Genomic DNA, 16,899 nt, shown 5'->3' with positions numbered 1-16,899 from the left:
GCAGGGGCTATGAGCCGACCGCTTCGTGTCTTCGTCGCCGGCCTCGGCCAGATGGGCCGCTCTCACGCGCTGGCCTACCACCGCGATCCGGGCTTCGAGATCGTCGGCCTGTACAACCGCTCCGATATTGAGTTGCCGCCGGAGCTGGCAGCCTATCCAAGGCTGGAAAATTTCGAGGCTGGCCTGGCGACGGCGCCCGATGTCGTCTCCATCAACACCTATACCGATAGCCACGCCGACCTGGCCATCGCGGCGATGGAGAACGGCGCGCATGTCTTCGTGGAAAAGCCCCTGGCCGCGACCGTGGAGGATGCGCGGCGGGTGGTGGACGTGGCGCGCCGGACAGGCCGCAAGCTCGTCGTCGGCTATATCCTGCGGCATCATCCGTCGTGGCAGCTTTTTATCGAAAAGGCACGCGAACTCGGGCCGCCTTACGTATTCCGCCTCAACCTGAACCAGCAATCCTGCGGCGCGGCGTGGGACATCCACAAGCGGCTGATGCAGACGACCTCGCCGCTGGTGGATTGCGGCGTGCATTATGTGGATGTGATGTGCCAGATCACCGACGCGCCCCCGGTCGAGGTGCGGGGCATGGGCGCGCGCCTTTCCAACGAGATCGCCAGCGGCCAGGTCAATTACGGGCATCTTCAGGTTCTGTTCGCCGACGGCTCGGTTGGCTGGTACGAGGCCGGCTGGGGCCCGATGATGTCGGAAACGGCGTTTTTCGTAAAAGACGTGATGAGCCCCGGCGGCTCCGCGTCGATCGTACTGGGCGAAGGCGCATCCTCGTCCGATATCGATACCCATACGAAGACGGCGAAGATCCGCGTGCACCGCGCCGCCCTTGGTGCGGATGGCGGTTTCGCCGGCGCCGACGAATGGCATTCCACGGCCGACGAGCCCGACCATCAGGCGCTGTGCGAGCGTGAGCAGGCATTCCTGTTGCAGGCCATACGAGAGGATATCGACCTGTTCCGCCACAATGAAGATGCGGTCCGCTCGCTGGAGATCGTCCTGGGCGCGGATATGAGCATGCGGGAAGGCCGCATCGTAAAGCTATGACCTGCCCCGGCACGCGCACGGAGACCGCCTTGTGACGACATCGCTCGAGTTGAAAGCCATCGCCAAATCCTTCGGCGCGACGGATGTCCTGAAGGGCATAGATTTGAAGGTCGAGGAAGGCGAGTTCGTGGTCTTTGTCGGCCCTTCCGGATGCGGCAAATCCACGCTTCTGCGCATCATCGCCGGGCTGGAGACGCAGACCAGCGGGCATGTGGAGATTGCGGGCCGTGTGATGGATGGCGTCGAGCCGGCCAAGCGCGGCATCGCCATGGTGTTCCAGTCCTATGCGCTGTATCCGCATCTGACGGTGTCCGGCAACATGGACCTTGCCCTCAAGCAGGAGGGGGTGGACAAGGCCGAGCGCGCGCGGCGCGTTGCCGATGCGGCGGCGATGCTGGAGCTGACGCCCCTTCTTACGCGTCGTCCCGCCGAATTGTCGGGCGGGCAGCGGCAACGCGTCGCCATCGGCCGCGCTATCGTACGCGACCCGACCCTATTCCTCTTCGACGAGCCCTTGTCCAATCTGGACGCTGCCCTGCGCGTGAATACGCGCCTGGAAATCGCCCGGCTGCATAAGGCCCTCGGGGCTACCATGGTGTACGTCACGCATGACCAGGTGGAGGCGATGACGCTTGCCGACAAGATCGTCGTTCTCAATGCCGGCCGGGTGGAACAGATCGGCCGTCCGATAGACCTCTATAACAGGCCGGACACGCTGTTCGTCGCGGGGTTCATCGGCTCACCCCGCATGAACTTCCTGGGTGGACAGCATGCCGAAGCCCTGGGCGCGGCGCGCATCGGCGTGCGGCCCGAGCATCTGGAGGTCGTTGCCGAAGGTGGCCAATGGCGCGGCACGATCCGCCACGCGGAGCATCTGGGTTCCGATACCTATCTCTACGTCGCCATATCCGACACGGAGGAACTGACGGTGCGGCTGCCCGAGGAAAGTCCGCTTGAGGCGGGACAATCCATCGGCCTGCAGCCAAGGCCGGGGCGTGTCCACCGCTTCGACGCGGATGGAAAGACCCTGAGGGGCGATCAGTCCGCGCCGCCCTTGTAACCGGCGCGAGCCGCCACGATGGCCCCATGATTGTGGTCCGCCCAGGCCACCAGCGATCGCATCGGCACAAGAAAGGACCTGCCCAGCGGGGTCAGGTCGTAATCCACGCGCGGCGGAATTTCTGCATAGACGGTCCGCTTGACCAGCCCATCCTGCTCCAGACGCTTCAACGTCTTGGACAGCATCTGCCGCGAGATGTCATCGACGCTGCGGGTCAGCTCACCGAACCGCCGCGTCCCGCCATCGAGAGCGTCGATGACAAGCAGGCTCCATTGGTCTCCGATCCGGTCCAGCACGTCGCGGATCGGACAGGGTTGCTCGAACTTCGTTTCGCTTAACAGCATGAATGGCTCCTTTTGTCAGGGCCGGTCAGCGCGGCGTGACTACTTGCAGGCATGGGCACGGCGTCCTACCCTTTGGTCTGCAATACAGACCAAGTCCAGAAATCATACCAAGGAGATTACCAGATGGCAAAAGTGGCGCTTATCGGTGCGTCCGGAAATGCCGGCTCCCGCATCCTGAAAGAGCTGTCGGACCGTGGGCACCAGGTTACGGCCATTGCGCGCAACCCGGACAAGATCGCAGACCTGCCGCAGGTTACCGCCGTCAAGGGCGATGTCTTCGACAAGGACGGGCTTGCGGCGCTGCTTGCAGGCCATGACGCAGTCATCAGCTCGGTGCACTTTACCGCCAGCGACGCGCAAACGCTGATCGACGCCGTGCGTCAGTCCGGCGTGCGCCGCTATCTGATCGTGGGTGGCGCCGGCAGCCTGGAGGTGGCCCCGGGCCAGCGCCTCATCGACCTGCCGGACTTCCCGGAAGCGTACAAGGCCGAGGCCAGCAAAGGCGCCGAGTTCCTCGACCTTCTGCGCAAGGAAGGCGACCTCGAATGGACGTTCCTTTCGCCATCCGCGGAGTTCGTGCCCGGAGAAAGAACGGGCACGTTCCGCCTCGGCAAGGATACGCTTTTGTCGAATGAAGCCGGATCACGCATCTCGTTCGAGGATTTCGCCATTGCGCTGGTGGACGAGCTGAAAAGGCCGCAGCACATCCGCGCCCGCTTCACCGTCGGCTACTGACCGGAATGGCGGAGGCGGCCATAGCAAGGGCCGCCCCGCCGAGGGCCGGGCCGCTTCCCGCCTGGTCGTAGACCATGCCGAACAGCGGCGCGCCCGCCGTCTGGCCAAGCGCCACCACAAGAAACGGATAGCCGAGCCCAAGTGCCGGCTGGTCGCTGAGGATCGCGATGCCCCACAAGAGCAAAGCGCCGGTGGACACGATATAGGCAAGGCCGAACAGTGCCATCGCCGCAAAGGCGAAGGCCGGTCGCTCGCCGGCAAAGGCAATCAGGCCGATTGCCAACGCCAGCGCACCGACGCTGACCCGGTGGACGGGGCCGATACCGAAGCGATCCGTCAGAATGCCCGTCGCCACGGCTCCGGTGCCGGCCACGCCCAACACGATCCATGCAAGCGCGATGCCCCTGTCGTCGAACGCATATTCGTCCCGCAGGATGGTTGCCCCGAAGGTCCAGACGGCGGTCGAGCCTGCGCCCATCAGGAAGGCGGCGATGGTCAGCGCGGCAATTCCCTTCCGCTTCAGAAGCGCCAGAGGCGCTTGCCTTGCGGCTTCCAGGCCCCTGCCCGCCGGAATGGCAAACCATAGCCATGCGGTGATCGCCAACCCTGCGAAGGCGAAGGCGGCGTACATCTGACGCCAGCCGATGGCGAGCGACAGGACGGCAATCCCGGAAAGGACGATCCCCGCCGCCGTACCGGTATTGATCGCCCCATTGGCTCTGGCCTGCGCTTCGGGGGCAAAGGCACGTGCCACCGCGGCAGCCAGCGGCGGCGACGTCAGCCCGGTGCTCAATCCGGCAAGGGCCATGGCAAGGCCCATGGCTATGGGCGACGAAGCCATGGCAGCAAGAACCAGACCGCATGTCGCCACCCCGCCGGCCAACACCGCGTTGGTACGCTCCGCGTAACGGGCGCCATGGGTGGCCGTGAAGACAATGCCGACGCAGTACGCCGCAAAGGAACCGCCACTGATCCAGCCGGCAGCGGTTGCGCTGAGGTTCAGCTCCGCGCCGATGCCGGGCAGAAGCAGGCCGAAGGCAAAGCGCGCAAGCCCGTAGGTCAGCGCGGTCAGGCAGAAGCCGGCAGCGACAAGGTTGAGGTTCCTAGACAATTCCGCGTTCCCGCGCGTGCTGCAGCAACACGTCGGCAGCGTTCTTTGCCTCCTTTAAGCAGCCGACGCCGACGACGGCGGCGGTGGCGGTTGCACCCTCGAAGAGCATCCATATCTGGCGCGACAGCCCGGCGTCCGGCCGACCGAGCGCGCTGGCAACAAGCCGTGCCACCTCGGCTTCGAACTCCGCCTTTTGCCTTGCCACAAGCTGGGCGATCTCGGCATTGGCCTGCGCGTATTCGGCGCGGGCGCGCAACAGCATGCAGCCCCGGGCCCCATGCTCGTCGACCCATTTTTCAAGCGTATCGAACAGGGCCGCCACGGGGTTTGCCGCGGCATGCACGCCGGCCAGCCGCGCCATGAAGGCTTTGTGCCGATGGTCGAGAACGGCAAGCACCAGCCCATCGCGCGAGCCGAAATGCTTGTAGAGGGTGCGTGTGGACGCACCGGACGGCGCAAGCAACGCATAGACGCCCGTTGCCCCGAAGCCGTTTTTGTCGAAGACGCCCTCAGCGCCGCGAATGATCTCTTCATCCTTGCTCATCGACGCGCATGTAAAGCGATCGTTTTACAGGTCAAGCAGGCCTGGCAAGGCGTCGGGCTTCGGATCAGCTTTTGGACAGGGTAGCCTGCACGATGCCGCCATCGGACTTGAACCGCGAGCCGACGGGCTGCCCGGCCTCGATGAAGCGCACATCCTGGATGGCGCCCGCGCTTTGCAAGGCTGCAACGATATGGTCTCGCTCGGGATCGGAATGGCGGTCCACCCTGTGCGAGATCTGGAACGTCATGGATTGCAGGCCGAAGCCCAGATCCTGCGTGCCGGCCCCCACCCAGACTTGCGCCCGATCGGCTGAAATTTTGGTCCGGCGGCTCCAGAAGGCGGCCGCCACGGCATCGAATTGCGGCTCGGCTTCCGCCGCCCAGAACCGGACATGGTGGCGCTTGCGCGGGCTGTCGCCGACATCTTCCTGAAAGCCGATATCCTGACGGCGTCCGAACAGGAACAGCGGGCTGAAAGGTGCGGTCGGATAAGGTCTGTCGGTGACGAAACAGACGATCATCCGCCAGCTCGTGCGCAAGGTCAGCGGATCGGCCTGCGCCCAGCCGGCCTTTTCGAAACCCGACTTCAGATCGGCGAGCGATCCGGCCAGCACGATGTTGACGGGGTCTGCGGGGATACCGTCTCCCGCCCGGGTCACGCGCGGTATGCGGTTGCCGCGCGTCACCGTCACGGCAACCCGCAGCACCAGCGGCAGGATCACATAGGCAGCGACGAAATAGGTGCCGAGAAGCGCGACGAACCAGGGAAGCCGCCTGTCCACCCGGTCGAAGATCTGCACCACGACCAGCCAGATGGTGAGTGCCGCGATGGCGGCCAGGACAAGTCGCTGCAGCCAGCGGACAAAGAAGCTCATGGTGTGGCGGCATCCGGCGATGGGCGGCCCCGTCCACCACGCGGCGGACGGGGCCCATGGCCGACGATGCGTCAGGCGACGCGCGTGCGCAACTCTCCGATGCCGTCGACATGACCCAGCATCTCGTCGCCGCGCTGGACGGCGCCGACCCCGGCAGGCGTTCCAGCGAAGATCAGGTCGCCGGGCTGCAGCTCGAACAGGCCGGAAAGATAGGAGATCATCTCCGGCACTTTCCAGATCATCTGGTTGAGATCTCCGCTCTGGCGCGTCTCGCCATTGACCTTCAGCCAGATCGCACCGGAGGTGATATCGCCCGCCTCACCGGCCGGCACCAGCGGGGTGCAGGGCGCCGATGCCTCGAATGCCTTGCCCGTTTCCCAGGGGCGGCCCATTTTCTTGGCCTCGCCCTGCAGGTCGCGCCGGGTCATGTCCAGGCCGACGGCATAGCCGAAGACATGCGACATGGCGGCGTCCAGCGGGATGTCCTTGCCGCCCTTGTGCAGGGCGACGACAAGCTCGATCTCGTGGTGCACGTCGTTCGTGGACGACGGGTACGGAAAATCCTGCCCCGACAGAACCAGCGTGTCGGGGTTCTTCTGGAAGAAGAAGGGCGGCTCGCGGTTCGGGTCGTGCCCCATCTCGATCGCATGGTCGGCGAAGTTGCGTCCCACGCAGTAGATGCGATGCACCGGGAACAGCTTGTCCGTGCCGGACACCGGAAGCGTCGGTATGGGAAGAGGCGTGAAGACGTAGGCGTCGGAAGCGGTATGCACGTTCATGATCTTGCTCCAGCGTAATACTCGATCCTGGACTCGAAATGTTCGACGATTGCTGACAGCAGCATGGCCGCGGCAAACAAAATGATGGTCAGCGCCCAGAAACTGGCCATCTCGAAATTGCGGGAGAAGCTTTCGAACAATTCGCCGTATCCGATAATGGAAACGAGAATCTGTCCGATGACCACCCCTTTGACCCCACGGATGAGGCCAATTCGTATGCCTGCCAAAATCTCCGGCAGGGCCGACAGAAGCACGATCTTCCGGAACAATGTCCACGGACTGGCTCCGTAGCTTCGCCCCATCTCGAACAACGAGCGGGGAACCTGCATGACCCCGGCGCGGGCATCCAGCACGATGATCCACACCGCGAACAGGAAGACGGTGACGATGACCGTCGTTTCGCCGAGGCCGAACAGGATCATCAGCACCGGCACCAGCGCCGACAACGGTGCCGAGACGAACATGTTGACCCACAGGGCCATCAGCCTGTCGACCGATCTGAACAGCCCCATCAGGATACCGAGGGGCACGCCGACGCCGATGGCGAAGGCCATGCCGATGACGAAGCTGCGCACGGTGATGATGGACGCATTCTGCCAGGACTGGCTCTGCACCAGCCGAAGGCCGGCCTGCAGGATGTCGCTCATGGGCGGAATGAGGAAGATGAGGTCCATGCGGCCGACGATCTCCCACAGGAGAGCCCAGACGATCAGGGACGCCATCATCGGGATGCGGATACCGAATAGCGTCATGGCCCCTACTCCGCGTAATGCCGAAGGCCGTGCCAGATCTCTTCCACCGTATCGAGATAGCCGGGGTCGCGGCGGATCTCGTCCGGGGTGGTGGACCGGTCGATCTTCGGGTCGATAATGCGCGAGACGCGGCCGGGGCGCGGCGACAGAAGCACGATCCGGTCCGAGACGTAGACCGCTTCCTCGATGGAGTGCGTCACGAACAGGAAAGTCTTGTTTTCCAGCGCCACCAGCCGCAACAGGTCTTCCTGGAACTTGCGGCGGTTCTGCTCGTCCACTGCCGAAAAGGGCTCGTCCAGCAGCAGCACGTCGGCGTTGACGGCAAAGGCGCGGGCGATGCCGACGCGCTGTTTCATGCCGCCCGACAGCTCGTGCGGATATTTCTCCTCGAACCCGCTCAGCCCCACCTCGTCGATGTAGCGCTGCGCCACGCGGCGGCGCTCGGCCTGGCCGACGCCCCGCAATTCCAGCCCGAAGGCGACGTTGCGCATGACCGTGGCCCAGGGCATCAACGCGAAATCCTGGAATACGAAAGCCCGCTCGGGCCCCGGCCCGGTTACGACACGCCCGTTGACGCGCACCTGCCCCGCCGTCGCCGGGACCAGCCCGGCGATGATCTTCAAAAGGGTCGTCTTGCCGCAGCCGGACGGCCCCAGAAGCGTCGTCAGCTTGCCCCGCTCGAAGCCGAGGTCCACATTGCGCAGCGCCTCGACGTCGCCATAGGTCTTGCAGATTCCGGTGACCTCGACGACGGCGTCGCCGACGCCCGTATCCAACGCATGGGCGCTTTCGGCCCGTACCGTGTTTGACATCTCAGGCACTCCGTCTTTCTGGCCGCAGATAGCGCGTCTCGATGCGCTGCAGGGCGACGAGGGTGAGCATCGACAGGACGATGATGGAGGCGACGGCGGCATACATATGCGCGTAATCCGCCACCGAGCGATGATAGGTTATGAGATCGCCTATCCCCGTGGGGGTGATCAGCAGCTCTGCCAGCATGACGCCGATGTAGCCGGCGGCGACGCCCAGGCGAAGCCCTGCGAAGATGACGGGCGATGCGTCGGGGATGATGATCTTGAACACGCGCTGCATGCGCGTGCCCTGGAAGGAGCGGCACATGGCCACCAGCGAAGGATTGACGTGCCGCACCGCCTTGTAGGAGTTGAGCGCGATGACCGGCAGCGCCAGCATTATGACGGCCAGCGTCTTGGCCGTCAGGCCGATGCCGTAGACGAAGGTGACGAGCGGCACCAGCGCCGCCATGGGCGCAGCCTGCAACACGATGAACACCGGCGCGAAGAACCATTCCGCCTTGGGCGACAGGCCCATCAGGACGCCCAGCCCAACCCCCAGCGTGGCCGAAATGGCGACGCCCAGCACAAGCGGTTGAAGCGTGATGAAGAAGGCGTAGATGAGGCTGCCGTCGAACAGCATCTGAAGGAACGCGGCGAACGTGTCGGTGAAGGTCGGAAACGCGAAGCTGATCGGCACGAGACCGGCGATCTGCCACGCGGTGCACAGAACGGCCAGGGAGGCCACCGACCAGAGCGCCGGCACCCGATCGAACACTCGGCCCATCCCGCGCAGCAGGTCGTCGAGGGCGCGATGCACGCCCCCGGCTTCTCCCGTCTTGGTATAGGAGGTCATCGCATCCCCCTCACGACGAGCCGAGCTTGGCGATGGCGGCGTTGAGGGCATCGAGATCCCAGAAATCCTCGACCTTCAATTCGGACGGCTCGCCGGTCAGCGCGCCCGAAACTGTATAGAACTCGAAGTCGCCGCGTGCCGCGGCCTCGCCGCCGCCGTTGACCGGCAATCCGGCTTCCGCCGCCCCGGCGAAATAGGGCTCGATCTCGGCAATGGTTTCGGCGCTCGCATCGGGCAGCAGATTGTATTTTTCCCGAAGCTTCACCATGACGGCCGGGTTTTCGGCCACTTCGCGCCAGGTGGTCAGGATCGCCTCCACCAGCTTGGCGACGTCCTCTTCGTTTTCGCGCAGATAGTCCGTATTGGCGAACAGCGCCTCGTCCGTTGCCGGAGCGGTATCGAGCGGCAGGAAGATGAAACGGTCCGGCGCCTCACGCTCGAGGATGCGGCGGCCGGATGAATCGACGATGGTCGCCTTGACGTTGCCCTGCAGCAGCGCCCCGGTGCGCACTTCCGCGCCGGGAATGTAGGACACGCGGGAGTAGCTGATGCCGTTCTGCTGGGCCGCCAGTTGCATCAGCGCTTCCGTACCGGACCCGCGCGAGTGGACCGCCACTTCCTGCCCGTCGAGATCCTTCCACTCCTTGTAGGTGCTTCCGTCCACGACGGGATACATCTGCAAGGTCGATAGCTGCATGAAGATGCGGATGGGCGCGCGCACTTTCTGGATCAGGGCATAGGGCCCGCCGACACCGATATCGGCCTGCCCGCTCACCACCGCCTGCGCGGCGATGTCCTCTGACTTCAGATAGGTGACGTCGATTTCCACCCCGGCTTCCCGTGCCCGCTCGATGGCGGCCATCAGATGCAAGGTCTCGACCGTCGCGATATCGCCGAACGCGATCCGCATCGGGTCGGCCATCGCCGGCGCCGGGACGACGCTGGCAGATGCGAGAATTGTCGCGGCCAGAGCGAGCCGCCTGAGCGCCCGCAACTTTATTCCTGACATGATTTCCTCCCTGGACATTCGATGCGCTCTTGTCGGCGCATTCATGAACCAATGGCTGTATTGTTACGGATTTGGTTAAGCGCCTGTCAACTCCAAAGCCGTTGACGTTGGATTTCCCGTGTCGTAGAGAGTGAACCAATATCCAATTGGTACAAGCAATGTACGCTTCGCTCGATTCATCTGCAGACAACGCCGCCCTCGCCCGCATGCGGGAATATCTGCTGCACGCCGAGCTTGAGGATGGCGGTCGCCTCCCTCCCGAGCGGGACCTTGCCCTGTCGCTTGGCCTGTCCCGCGGAGCGCTGCGCAAGGCGCTGGCCGATCTGGAGGCCGAGGGTGTACTGTGGCGGCATGTCGGCAAGGGCACCTTCACCGGCGCACGGCCCATCGACGGCGCGGCCGATGTCGCCGCCATGGCCAGCCGCACCAACCCCATCGAGATCATGGGCGCGCGCCTGTCCATCGAGCCGGAGATCGCACGGGTGGCCGCGCTGAACGCGACGCCGGCCTCATTGGCGCGCATGCGCCAATGCACCGAACGCATGCTGACCGCGCCGGACTGGCGGCAGTATGAAAGCTGGGACAACCAGTTTCACCGCACCGTCGCCGAGGCCACCCAGAACACGCTGCTGGTCGGGCTTCTGGACACGTTGAACGCGGTGCGGCGCCAGGTGAACTGGGGCCGGTTGCGCGCCAACCCGAAGAAGCCGCCCAGCGACCACCATAGCTTTGCCGAGCACGAGGCCATCATGGCCGCCATCCATGATCGGGATACGCAGGGTGCGTGCATTGCGATGCGGGTGCATTTGCAAAGCGTCGAACGCAATCTGAAAAACGCGTGACGCGCTGCCCGGTCTGCTTTGCCCGCGCCGTCGCGCCGACGCGGCGTCATCTGGTGGACCCGTCGGCAGGCGTGTTGCGGTTTCCGCTGGCATGCCTTTCGTGCGGCCTCCTGATGCATCGGCGCGACGCCGCGCGGCTGCGCAACGCCCTTTCGACCGCCTTTGGCGGCCCGGTTTTCGCACCGCCGGCAGAGCTGGGGTTCGATATGTTCACGCTGCGCATAGCGGCAACGCGGTTTGCGCTGCTGGCGCTGCCCTCCGGCCGCCGCCAGAAGCGCGCTTTGTCCGTGCCCCACTCGCCGCTTATGGCGCGGGCGCGACTGACCCCAATGGATACCGCTCCGCGCAGCGCCGTTTCGTTGGGCATCATGTGCCGGGCCGACAGGCTGGAGGCCTGCGTGGAGAAGGCACGGCGCCATCTGGATTGGGCGTCCGAGGCAATCGTCCTGTGCGACGGCGCCGCGCGCAGCGAGTTGCGTGAAGGCCGTCTGCGGATCGCCTATCGGCCGATGGACGGCGATTTCGCGGGTCAGCGCAATGCCCTGCAGGACCTTTGCGAAAGCGCATGGATGCTGCAACTGGACGATGACGAGACCGTATCGCAGGAAACGGCATCGGCCTTGCCCGCCCTTGCCCGGGCCGCCGAAGCGGCGGGCGTCGTGTCCATCGGGCTTGCCCGACGCAACATGGTGGACGGCGTCCTGTCCGATCTCTTCCCCGATACGCAATACCGCCTGAACCGAAGGGACGTGCGCTATCGCGGACAGGTCCACGAGCGTCCCGACCGCCCATGGCAACGCAGCACGATCGCGCTTCATGGCGCAATCGAGCATACGTTGGACAGCGAGCGCGTGGCGCGCCGCTCCCGGATCTACGAGCAGCTTTCGCCCGGAAAGGGCCGCCTTTCGGAGGCCCGCGAGCTTCTGACGCCCTATCGCCCCTGATGGCGCGCGATGGCGGCGCGGTAAAGATCCAGCGTCTCCTGCGCCAGCGACTGCCGGGTGAAACGCCCCGCCGCCTTCAAGGCTCTCTCCCGGTGATGCTTGCGCAAATCGGCCGAGGCGACCAGCGGACGCAGGGCGTCGGTGATGGCATCCACCGACGTTTCGTCCGCCAGCACACCGCCATCGGCCACGAAATCGCGTGCGCTGGAATCCGTCGCACTGGCCAGGATGACCCGTCCGAAGGCCATAGCCTCCTGGTAGACAAGGCCAAAGCTTTCATAGCGCGAGGGTGCGGCAACGATGTGCGCGCTCGCATATTCGCGCATCAGGCGCTCTTGCGGCTGGCGCCCCAGTGCTTCTGTCCGGGCGCGGGCCGCCGGCGAAAGCCCGCCTGGCAGATCGGCTTCGGATACCCCGAGAAGCCGAAGCGAAAATTCAGCGCCGGAGCCGGTCTCCGCCTCTTCGGCCAGCCGCTCCACCGCGGCCAGCAATTCCGCAAAGCCTTTGCGTTCTTCTGCGCGGCCGACGAACAGAATGCGTGCGGGGCCACCGGTATCGAACGGCGCGTCCGCCGCCACCGCCAGAAACTCCGGCGGCAGGGAAAGGCCGATCACCGCATGCGGCACGCCGCTGCCGATGCCGTAATGGCTTTCCATGCCGCGCGCGTGCACGGCCGAATTGGAGATGAGCCCGCTGGAGCGGGCGATCTGCCGATGCTCCAGCCGGTCAGCCGCAAGATTGTCGAGCCTTTCGCGCAGGCTCTGCGCCTCGGTTCTGGAATAGGCAGCCGGAGTCGATATGCGCGACACCAGCGGCGCATCGCTGGGACGGCCCAGGAGAGCGGCCGGCGCATACCAGTTCGTCGCCTCCACGATGTCGAAAGGCCGTTCGCCGTGCAGCGCCCTCACCGCGCGCCGGAAGGCGACGGGCGCCGCGAGATGGCCGATACCGCCCCACAGGCGCAGCCGCGCCAGCGGAGCCCCCTTGTCCATAGCGGCACCGATTACGCGCACACCGCGCTCCTGCTGCACGCCGACCCGGTCCAGCGTCACGACGGTCATATCGCAGCCGGCTGCCGCAAGGCTTTCGGCAATTTCCCGCGCGGCGGTAGAAAGGCCACTTGGCGATGGCGGGTAATCCCAGGCAAGAAGGCAGCACCGCATCAGCCCTGCCTTCCATCCAGAAGCGAGCGGTACAGCGCGATATAGTCGGCGGCCATGCGCTCGGACGTGAAGCGCGCGTCAAAGCGCTGCCGTACGATGCCTCGGTCGAGCTCGTCCAGGCGCTTTATGGCAGAGACCGCCCCGGCCTCGTCATCGACGACGAAGCCCGAAACGCCGTTTTCAACGATCTCGGATACGGAGCCCTTGTCCCAGGCGATCACCGGCGTTCCGCAGGCCATGCTTTCGATCATCACCAGGCCGAAGGGCTCCGGCCAGTCGACCGGAAACAGAAGCGCGGCGGCACCCTGCAGGAGCTGCTGCTTGCCGGCATCGTCGAGGGGGCCCTCATACACCGCATCGGGCCCCAGCAACGGGGCAACCTCGCGCTCGAAATACTGGGGATTGCCGACATCCACCGTACCCGCCAGCCGGATCTTCCAGCCTGCGGCACGCGCCACCCGGATGGCCCTGTCCGGACGCTTCTGGTCGGTCATCCGGCCGATGAAGGCAAGGTAACCGCCCTCCCCAGGCCCCGCCGCATAGCGGTCCCGTGCGAGCCCATGATGAACCACACGGGTTCGGTTGGCTGGCGGCAGCATGGCGTTCTGCGCCGCAGAGATGGCTGCGACCGGGAGATCGGGAAAGGATGCGAAGAACAATTCGCGGTCGAGTTCGTCGACGCGCCAGTGAATCGTTGTCACCGAGTGCCGACGCCGATTGCCTAATAGTGCGGCATGGAAAAATTCGCCATGGCAATGGATGATGTCAAAATTATCCAGTTGCAACCTCAGTTCTTCCATACGAACTGCTTCCAGAACGGACGGAATCGACGGGGGTACGGAACCATATTTATTTTCCAGGCTAAGCAAACTCGGCAGCTTACCGACCTGCGGCACCGGCGCCGCACTATCCGAAGGCGCAAACAGCGTTACTTCAACTCCTGCTTGTTTGAGAGAAACGCATAGGTCACCGATCACGCGTTCGGTTCCGCCATGATCGCGGGGCGGAACCGGAAAGATTCCGGGCGCGACCTGGGCAACACGAAGTGGCGATGAGGTGTGGTGCGTGCTTGCCATGCGCTTTCCTTGTTTGCCGAGGGAGCGGGTATGTTCATCTTGCACGTCGCACTTCAAGGGTGCCTCAAGGGACACGGAGTCGAATACGGGCTGACAGCCGATACCGGCGGGCATATCCGCTACCTCCTCGAGCTGGTCGAGGCTGCTGCCGAGGGGCATCCCGGCCATCGGCACGTTATCGCAACGCGCCGGTTTTCCGGCATCGGGCCGGAATACGAAATCGCCGACGAGGTGTGCGGGCCCGGCGTCCGTATCCTGCGCCTTCCGACGCGAAACCCCGGCTACGTCACCAAAGAGGAGATGCACGAAGAGGTCGACAGCTTCGCAGATGGCCTCGTCGCGTGGATCGAGGCCAATGGGCGGCCCGATATCATCCATGCGCACTATGCCGATGCCGGGCGCGTGGCCTCCATCGTCCGGAAGCGGCTGGGCATTCCATTCGTCTTTACCGCGCACTCCCTTGGCCGGGTAAAACAGGCTGCCTTCGAGACGATCGACGGTGGGCTGCCCGGCATGGCCGAGCGGATCGAGGCAGAAGAAACCGCCTTGTGCGATGCCTCTCTCATGATCGCCTCCTCACGCGACGAAGCCGAGGTGCAATATGCGATGTACCGTGGATACGAGCCCGGCCGTATCCGCATCCTGCCGCCGGGCAGCGACCTTGCCGCATTCCGGGATGCCGTCCCGACACCCGCCGTCGAAACGGAAATGGCCCGCTTCCTGAGCGATCCGTCGAAGCCATGCCTGCTTGCCATCGCCCGCCCTGTCCGGCGCAAGAATCTGACGACACTGGTCGAGGCCTTCGGGCGCAGCGCGGAGCTGCGCGCGCGCGCAAACCTTGTCATCGTGGCCGGCACCCGTACGGATCTTGCGCATTGCGATGCCGAGACCTCCGGCGTCCTCGCCGAAATCCTGCATCTGGTGGACACCTACGATCTCTACGGGCAGGCCGCCTATCCGAAGCATCATGCCCCGCAGGACATACCGTCCTATTACGCCTATGCCGCCAGCCGGCGCGGCATCTTCGTCAACCCGGCGCTGAACGAGCCGTTCGGCTTGACGTTGCTGGAGGCGTCCGCCGCCGGACTGCCCATCATCGCGACAGACAGCGGCGGGCCGAACGACATCGTGGAGACCTGCGGCAACGGCATGCTAGTCGATCCGCGCGATGCGGACGGCATCGCCCGTGCCGCGCTGACGATGCTGTCGGATAATACGCGCTGGGACCGCTACGCCCGTGGCGGCGCGTCGGCCGCCGACGCGTATGACTGGAAACGGCATGTCACGCGATATGACGGGCTGCTTCGATCCATCCTGCACCCGGCCGGGCCGCATCCCCGCCCGACCAGCCTTCTGGTGTCCGATATCGACAACACGCTGGTCGGCTGCGGTGATGGCCTTCTGGCGTTTCGGGACTGGCAGTGCCGGCAGCCGGGCCTGGCCTTCGGCGTGGCCACCGGCCGCTCCTTTCACAGTGCGATGGCGATCATCGAGCAGGAGAACGCACCCCGCCCGCAGGTGATGATCACCTCGGTCGGCTCCGAGATCTATCACCTTGCCTCCGACGGCATCAGCTACATGGCGGACACGGCATGGCGGCGAAAGGTTCGGCGTGGCTGGCGGCGCGAGGCAGTGATCCGCGCCATCGAGGGAATAGAGGGCCTGACACCGCAGGCGCCGCTGGAACAACGCCCCTTCAAGCTGTCCTACTTTTCGGACGGGCGGCCGGACACGGCGGCTACGGTGCGGCGACGGCTGGAGGCGGCCGGCATCGCTGCTTCCGTCGTGCACAGCCATGGACGCTATCTCGACGTGCTGCCGCACGGCGTCTCGAAGGGCTCCGCCGTCGAGTTCGTCCGTAACAACTACCGGCTTCCGGTCAACTCGGTCTATGTCGCCGGCGACAGCGGCAACGACATCGATATGCTGGGCATCATGCCGCAGTCGATCATCGTCGCCAATTACTCCGACGACCTTGCCGGCCTGCCGGCGCTTGCCCATGCCTATGTGGCACAGGGCACGCATGCGCGCGGCATTATCGAGGGCGTTGCGCATTTCCGATCCAATGGGAGGGTCGGATGGAAGCCAGCGTCCTGACGCTCGTCCGCGGCCGGCATGCCAGCCTGGGCAATCTGCTGCAAGGCATCGCCGCGCAGAGTGTGCGCCCGAAAGAGCTTATCATCGCGTATATGCAGCCCGAGCCCTTTGCAGGCCTGCCAGACCCCGGCTGTCCTGTGCGAAACCTAGTCGTACCGGGTGAACCGATGCCATTGGCGCTGGCGCGCAATGCGGCCGCGAAGGCTGCGCAAAGCGAGCTGCTGATTTTCCTGGACGTGGATTGTATCGCCTCTCCCGGCCTCGTTGCCTCTTATCTGGCCGCGGCAGAGCAGAACGCCGAGGGCGTTTTCCTGGGCGAGGTCCTGTATCTTCCGCAGGGCGCCGTGGATGGTGGGATCGATTATGCAAAGCTGGACCTCTTCGGCCGCCGCCATCCCGCAAAGCCTGCAATGCCGGACAAGGGCGTGCGGCGCGAGCCAGACCATGGCGAATTGTGGGGCCTGTCCTTTGCCATAAGACGCGCCTCCTGGGACCGGATCGGCGGCATGGACGAAAGCTTCGTCGGTTATGGCGGCGAGGAAACGGACTTTGCCCTGCGGCTTGCCCAGGCGGGCATACCGCTGTTCTGGACGGCCGACGCGCGGGCGTATCACCAGCACCATGCGGTGCATATTCCGCCGCTGCAGCAGTTCGATCATATCCTGCGCAACGCCGAGTTGTTCCACACCCGGCATGGGCGCTGGTGCATGGATTACTGGCTCGGGCAGTTCCGTGATGCCGGCTACATAGACTGGCGCCCGGATGACGGTCTCATCGACATCAGGCGTCGCCCCACCCCTTCGGAAATCGACGCCGCGCGCCAGCCCGGCAGCGTCCTGTACTCTTGATCGCATCGGAGA

Annotated in this window: 18 protein-coding genes; 7 read left to right on the top strand and 11 right to left on the bottom strand. The window is 64.9% G+C overall.

The window, feature by feature from the left end; translation table 11 throughout:
* Positions 1–9 precede the first annotated feature (9 nt).
* Together AUL31_RS05615 and AUL31_RS05610 are read left to right on the top strand one after the other, a co-directional pair.
* On the top strand, positions 10–1,062 hold the full coding sequence (locus AUL31_RS05615; RefSeq protein ID WP_082646803.1) for a Gfo/Idh/MocA family protein: 1,053 nt from the start codon (positions 10–12) through the stop codon (positions 1,060–1,062).
* A 31-nt stretch (positions 1,063–1,093) separates the two neighbouring features.
* On the top strand, positions 1,094–2,122 hold the full coding sequence (locus AUL31_RS05610) for an ABC transporter ATP-binding protein (RefSeq protein ID WP_060602639.1): 1,029 nt from the start codon (positions 1,094–1,096) through the stop codon (positions 2,120–2,122).
* Here the strand turns inward: AUL31_RS05610 and AUL31_RS05605 are convergent.
* Positions 2,101–2,466 carry a winged helix-turn-helix transcriptional regulator gene (locus AUL31_RS05605; protein ID WP_060602636.1) on the bottom strand — a complete coding sequence of 122 codons (366 nt, stop codon included), beginning with the start codon at positions 2,464–2,466 and terminating at the stop codon, positions 2,101–2,103. The two genes, AUL31_RS05610 and AUL31_RS05605, sit on opposite strands and share 22 nt — an antisense overlap.
* 51 nt (positions 2,467–2,517) lie before the next feature.
* On the opposite strand from AUL31_RS05605, the gene AUL31_RS05600 reads away from it, so the two are divergent.
* A complete protein-coding gene (locus tag AUL31_RS05600) occupies positions 2,518–3,201 on the top strand; it encodes an NAD(P)-dependent oxidoreductase (protein ID WP_143190133.1) in 684 nt (227 codons plus the stop codon).
* On the opposite strand, the gene AUL31_RS05595 is transcribed toward AUL31_RS05600, so the two are convergent.
* The 8 genes from AUL31_RS05595 to AUL31_RS05560 form a co-directional block, all read right to left on the bottom strand.
* A complete protein-coding gene (locus tag AUL31_RS05595; RefSeq protein WP_060602630.1) occupies positions 3,185–4,312 on the bottom strand; it encodes an MFS transporter in 1,128 nt (375 codons plus the stop codon). The two genes, AUL31_RS05600 and AUL31_RS05595, sit on opposite strands and share 17 nt — an antisense overlap.
* Positions 4,305–4,856 carry a TetR/AcrR family transcriptional regulator gene (locus tag AUL31_RS05590; RefSeq protein WP_060602627.1) on the bottom strand — a complete coding sequence of 184 codons (552 nt, stop codon included), beginning with the start codon at positions 4,854–4,856 and terminating at the stop codon, positions 4,305–4,307. The genes AUL31_RS05595 and AUL31_RS05590 overlap by 8 nt, the downstream gene beginning before the upstream one ends.
* Positions 4,857–4,920: 64 nt before the next feature.
* Complete coding sequence (locus tag AUL31_RS05585) at positions 4,921–5,730, bottom strand: LssY C-terminal domain-containing protein (protein ID WP_060602624.1); 810 nt, start codon at positions 5,728–5,730, stop codon at positions 4,921–4,923.
* 71 nt (positions 5,731–5,801) lie between these two features.
* Complete coding sequence (locus AUL31_RS05580; RefSeq protein ID WP_060602622.1) at positions 5,802–6,509, bottom strand: fumarylacetoacetate hydrolase family protein; 708 nt, start codon at positions 6,507–6,509, stop codon at positions 5,802–5,804.
* Positions 6,506–7,261 (bottom strand): ABC transporter permease, encoded by a 756-nt coding sequence (locus AUL31_RS05575; RefSeq protein ID WP_060602620.1) that lies wholly within the window; start codon positions 7,259–7,261, stop codon positions 6,506–6,508. Before AUL31_RS05575 ends, AUL31_RS05580 begins: the two co-directional genes overlap by 4 nt.
* Positions 7,262–7,266: 5 nt before the next feature.
* The gene (locus AUL31_RS05570; RefSeq protein WP_060602618.1) at positions 7,267–8,073 is read right to left on the bottom strand and encodes an ABC transporter ATP-binding protein; all 807 of its coding nucleotides are present in this window, start codon (positions 8,071–8,073) and stop codon (positions 7,267–7,269) included.
* A 1-nt stretch (position 8,074) separates the two neighbouring features.
* The gene (locus AUL31_RS05565) at positions 8,075–8,908 is read right to left on the bottom strand and encodes an ABC transporter permease (RefSeq protein WP_409359942.1); all 834 of its coding nucleotides are present in this window, start codon (positions 8,906–8,908) and stop codon (positions 8,075–8,077) included.
* 10 nt (positions 8,909–8,918) lie between these two features.
* Positions 8,919–9,917 (bottom strand): ABC transporter substrate-binding protein, encoded by a 999-nt coding sequence (locus AUL31_RS05560; protein WP_082646811.1) that lies wholly within the window; start codon positions 9,915–9,917, stop codon positions 8,919–8,921.
* Positions 9,918–10,075: 158 nt separating this feature from the next.
* Here AUL31_RS05560 and AUL31_RS05555 point away from each other — a divergent pair, with 158 nt between their 5' ends.
* Complete coding sequence (locus tag AUL31_RS05555) at positions 10,076–10,759, top strand: FadR/GntR family transcriptional regulator (RefSeq protein ID WP_060602614.1); 684 nt, start codon at positions 10,076–10,078, stop codon at positions 10,757–10,759.
* Positions 10,756–11,703 carry a glycosyltransferase family protein gene (locus AUL31_RS05550; protein WP_060602611.1) on the top strand — a complete coding sequence of 316 codons (948 nt, stop codon included), beginning with the start codon at positions 10,756–10,758 and terminating at the stop codon, positions 11,701–11,703. The genes AUL31_RS05555 and AUL31_RS05550 overlap by 4 nt, the downstream gene beginning before the upstream one ends.
* Here AUL31_RS05550 and AUL31_RS05545 read toward each other — a convergent pair.
* A complete protein-coding gene (locus tag AUL31_RS05545) occupies positions 11,691–12,866 on the bottom strand; it encodes a glycosyltransferase family 4 protein (protein ID WP_060602606.1) in 1,176 nt (391 codons plus the stop codon). The genes AUL31_RS05550 and AUL31_RS05545 overlap by 13 nt on opposite strands.
* Positions 12,866–13,942 (bottom strand): glycosyltransferase family 4 protein, encoded by a 1,077-nt coding sequence (locus AUL31_RS05540; protein WP_060602603.1) that lies wholly within the window; start codon positions 13,940–13,942, stop codon positions 12,866–12,868. The genes AUL31_RS05545 and AUL31_RS05540 overlap by 1 nt, the downstream gene beginning before the upstream one ends.
* Positions 13,943–13,972: 30 nt before the next feature.
* Between AUL31_RS05540 and AUL31_RS05535 the strand changes: the two genes are divergently transcribed.
* Positions 13,973–16,039: an HAD-IIB family hydrolase gene (locus AUL31_RS05535; RefSeq protein WP_060602601.1), complete on the top strand. Its 2,067-nt coding sequence runs from the start codon at positions 13,973–13,975 to the stop codon at positions 16,037–16,039.
* Positions 16,021–16,887, top strand: a complete 867-nt coding sequence (locus tag AUL31_RS05530) for a glycosyltransferase family 2 protein (RefSeq protein ID WP_060602598.1) — start codon at positions 16,021–16,023, stop codon at positions 16,885–16,887. The genes AUL31_RS05535 and AUL31_RS05530 overlap by 19 nt, the downstream gene beginning before the upstream one ends.
* The last annotated feature ends 12 nt before the right edge of the window (positions 16,888–16,899 follow it).

Origin of the sequence: Aureimonas altamirensis (assembly GCF_001463885.1) — a bacterium.
GTDB classification, from domain to species: Bacteria; Pseudomonadota; Alphaproteobacteria; order Rhizobiales; family Rhizobiaceae; genus Aureimonas; species Aureimonas altamirensis.
The sequence above is the reverse complement of the archived record's forward strand: the minus strand, read 5'-3'. Positions and strand labels throughout refer to the sequence as shown.

What these genes read in the sequence shown, in the direction of transcription:
- AUL31_RS05615 (WP_082646803.1), top strand. Translation starts at nt 10, where the DNA reads ATGAGCCGACCGCTTCGTGTCTTCGTCGCCGGCCTCGGCCAGATGGGC.
- AUL31_RS05605 (WP_060602636.1), bottom strand. Translation starts at nt 2,466, where the DNA reads ATGCTGTTAAGCGAAACGAAGTTCGAGCAACCCTGTCCGATCCGCGAC.
- AUL31_RS05600 (WP_143190133.1), top strand. Translation starts at nt 2,518, where the DNA reads ATGGGCACGGCGTCCTACCCTTTGGTCTGCAATACAGACCAAGTCCAG.
- AUL31_RS05590 (WP_060602627.1), bottom strand. Translation starts at nt 4,856, where the DNA reads ATGAGCAAGGATGAAGAGATCATTCGCGGCGCTGAGGGCGTCTTCGAC.
- AUL31_RS05585 (WP_060602624.1), bottom strand. Translation starts at nt 5,730, where the DNA reads ATGAGCTTCTTTGTCCGCTGGCTGCAGCGACTTGTCCTGGCCGCCATC.
- AUL31_RS05580 (WP_060602622.1), bottom strand. Translation starts at nt 6,509, where the DNA reads ATGAACGTGCATACCGCTTCCGACGCCTACGTCTTCACGCCTCTTCCC.
- AUL31_RS05575 (WP_060602620.1), bottom strand. Translation starts at nt 7,261, where the DNA reads ATGACGCTATTCGGTATCCGCATCCCGATGATGGCGTCCCTGATCGTC.
- AUL31_RS05570 (WP_060602618.1), bottom strand. Translation starts at nt 8,073, where the DNA reads ATGTCAAACACGGTACGGGCCGAAAGCGCCCATGCGTTGGATACGGGC.
- AUL31_RS05565 (WP_409359942.1), bottom strand. Translation starts at nt 8,908, where the DNA reads ATGACCTCCTATACCAAGACGGGAGAAGCCGGGGGCGTGCATCGCGCC.
- AUL31_RS05560 (WP_082646811.1), bottom strand. Translation starts at nt 9,917, where the DNA reads ATGTCAGGAATAAAGTTGCGGGCGCTCAGGCGGCTCGCTCTGGCCGCG.
- AUL31_RS05555 (WP_060602614.1), top strand. Translation starts at nt 10,076, where the DNA reads ATGTACGCTTCGCTCGATTCATCTGCAGACAACGCCGCCCTCGCCCGC.
- AUL31_RS05545 (WP_060602606.1), bottom strand. Translation starts at nt 12,866, where the DNA reads ATGCGGTGCTGCCTTCTTGCCTGGGATTACCCGCCATCGCCAAGTGGC.
- AUL31_RS05540 (WP_060602603.1), bottom strand. Translation starts at nt 13,942, where the DNA reads ATGGCAAGCACGCACCACACCTCATCGCCACTTCGTGTTGCCCAGGTC.
- AUL31_RS05535 (WP_060602601.1), top strand. Translation starts at nt 13,973, where the DNA reads ATGTTCATCTTGCACGTCGCACTTCAAGGGTGCCTCAAGGGACACGGA.
- AUL31_RS05530 (WP_060602598.1), top strand. Translation starts at nt 16,021, where the DNA reads ATGGAAGCCAGCGTCCTGACGCTCGTCCGCGGCCGGCATGCCAGCCTG.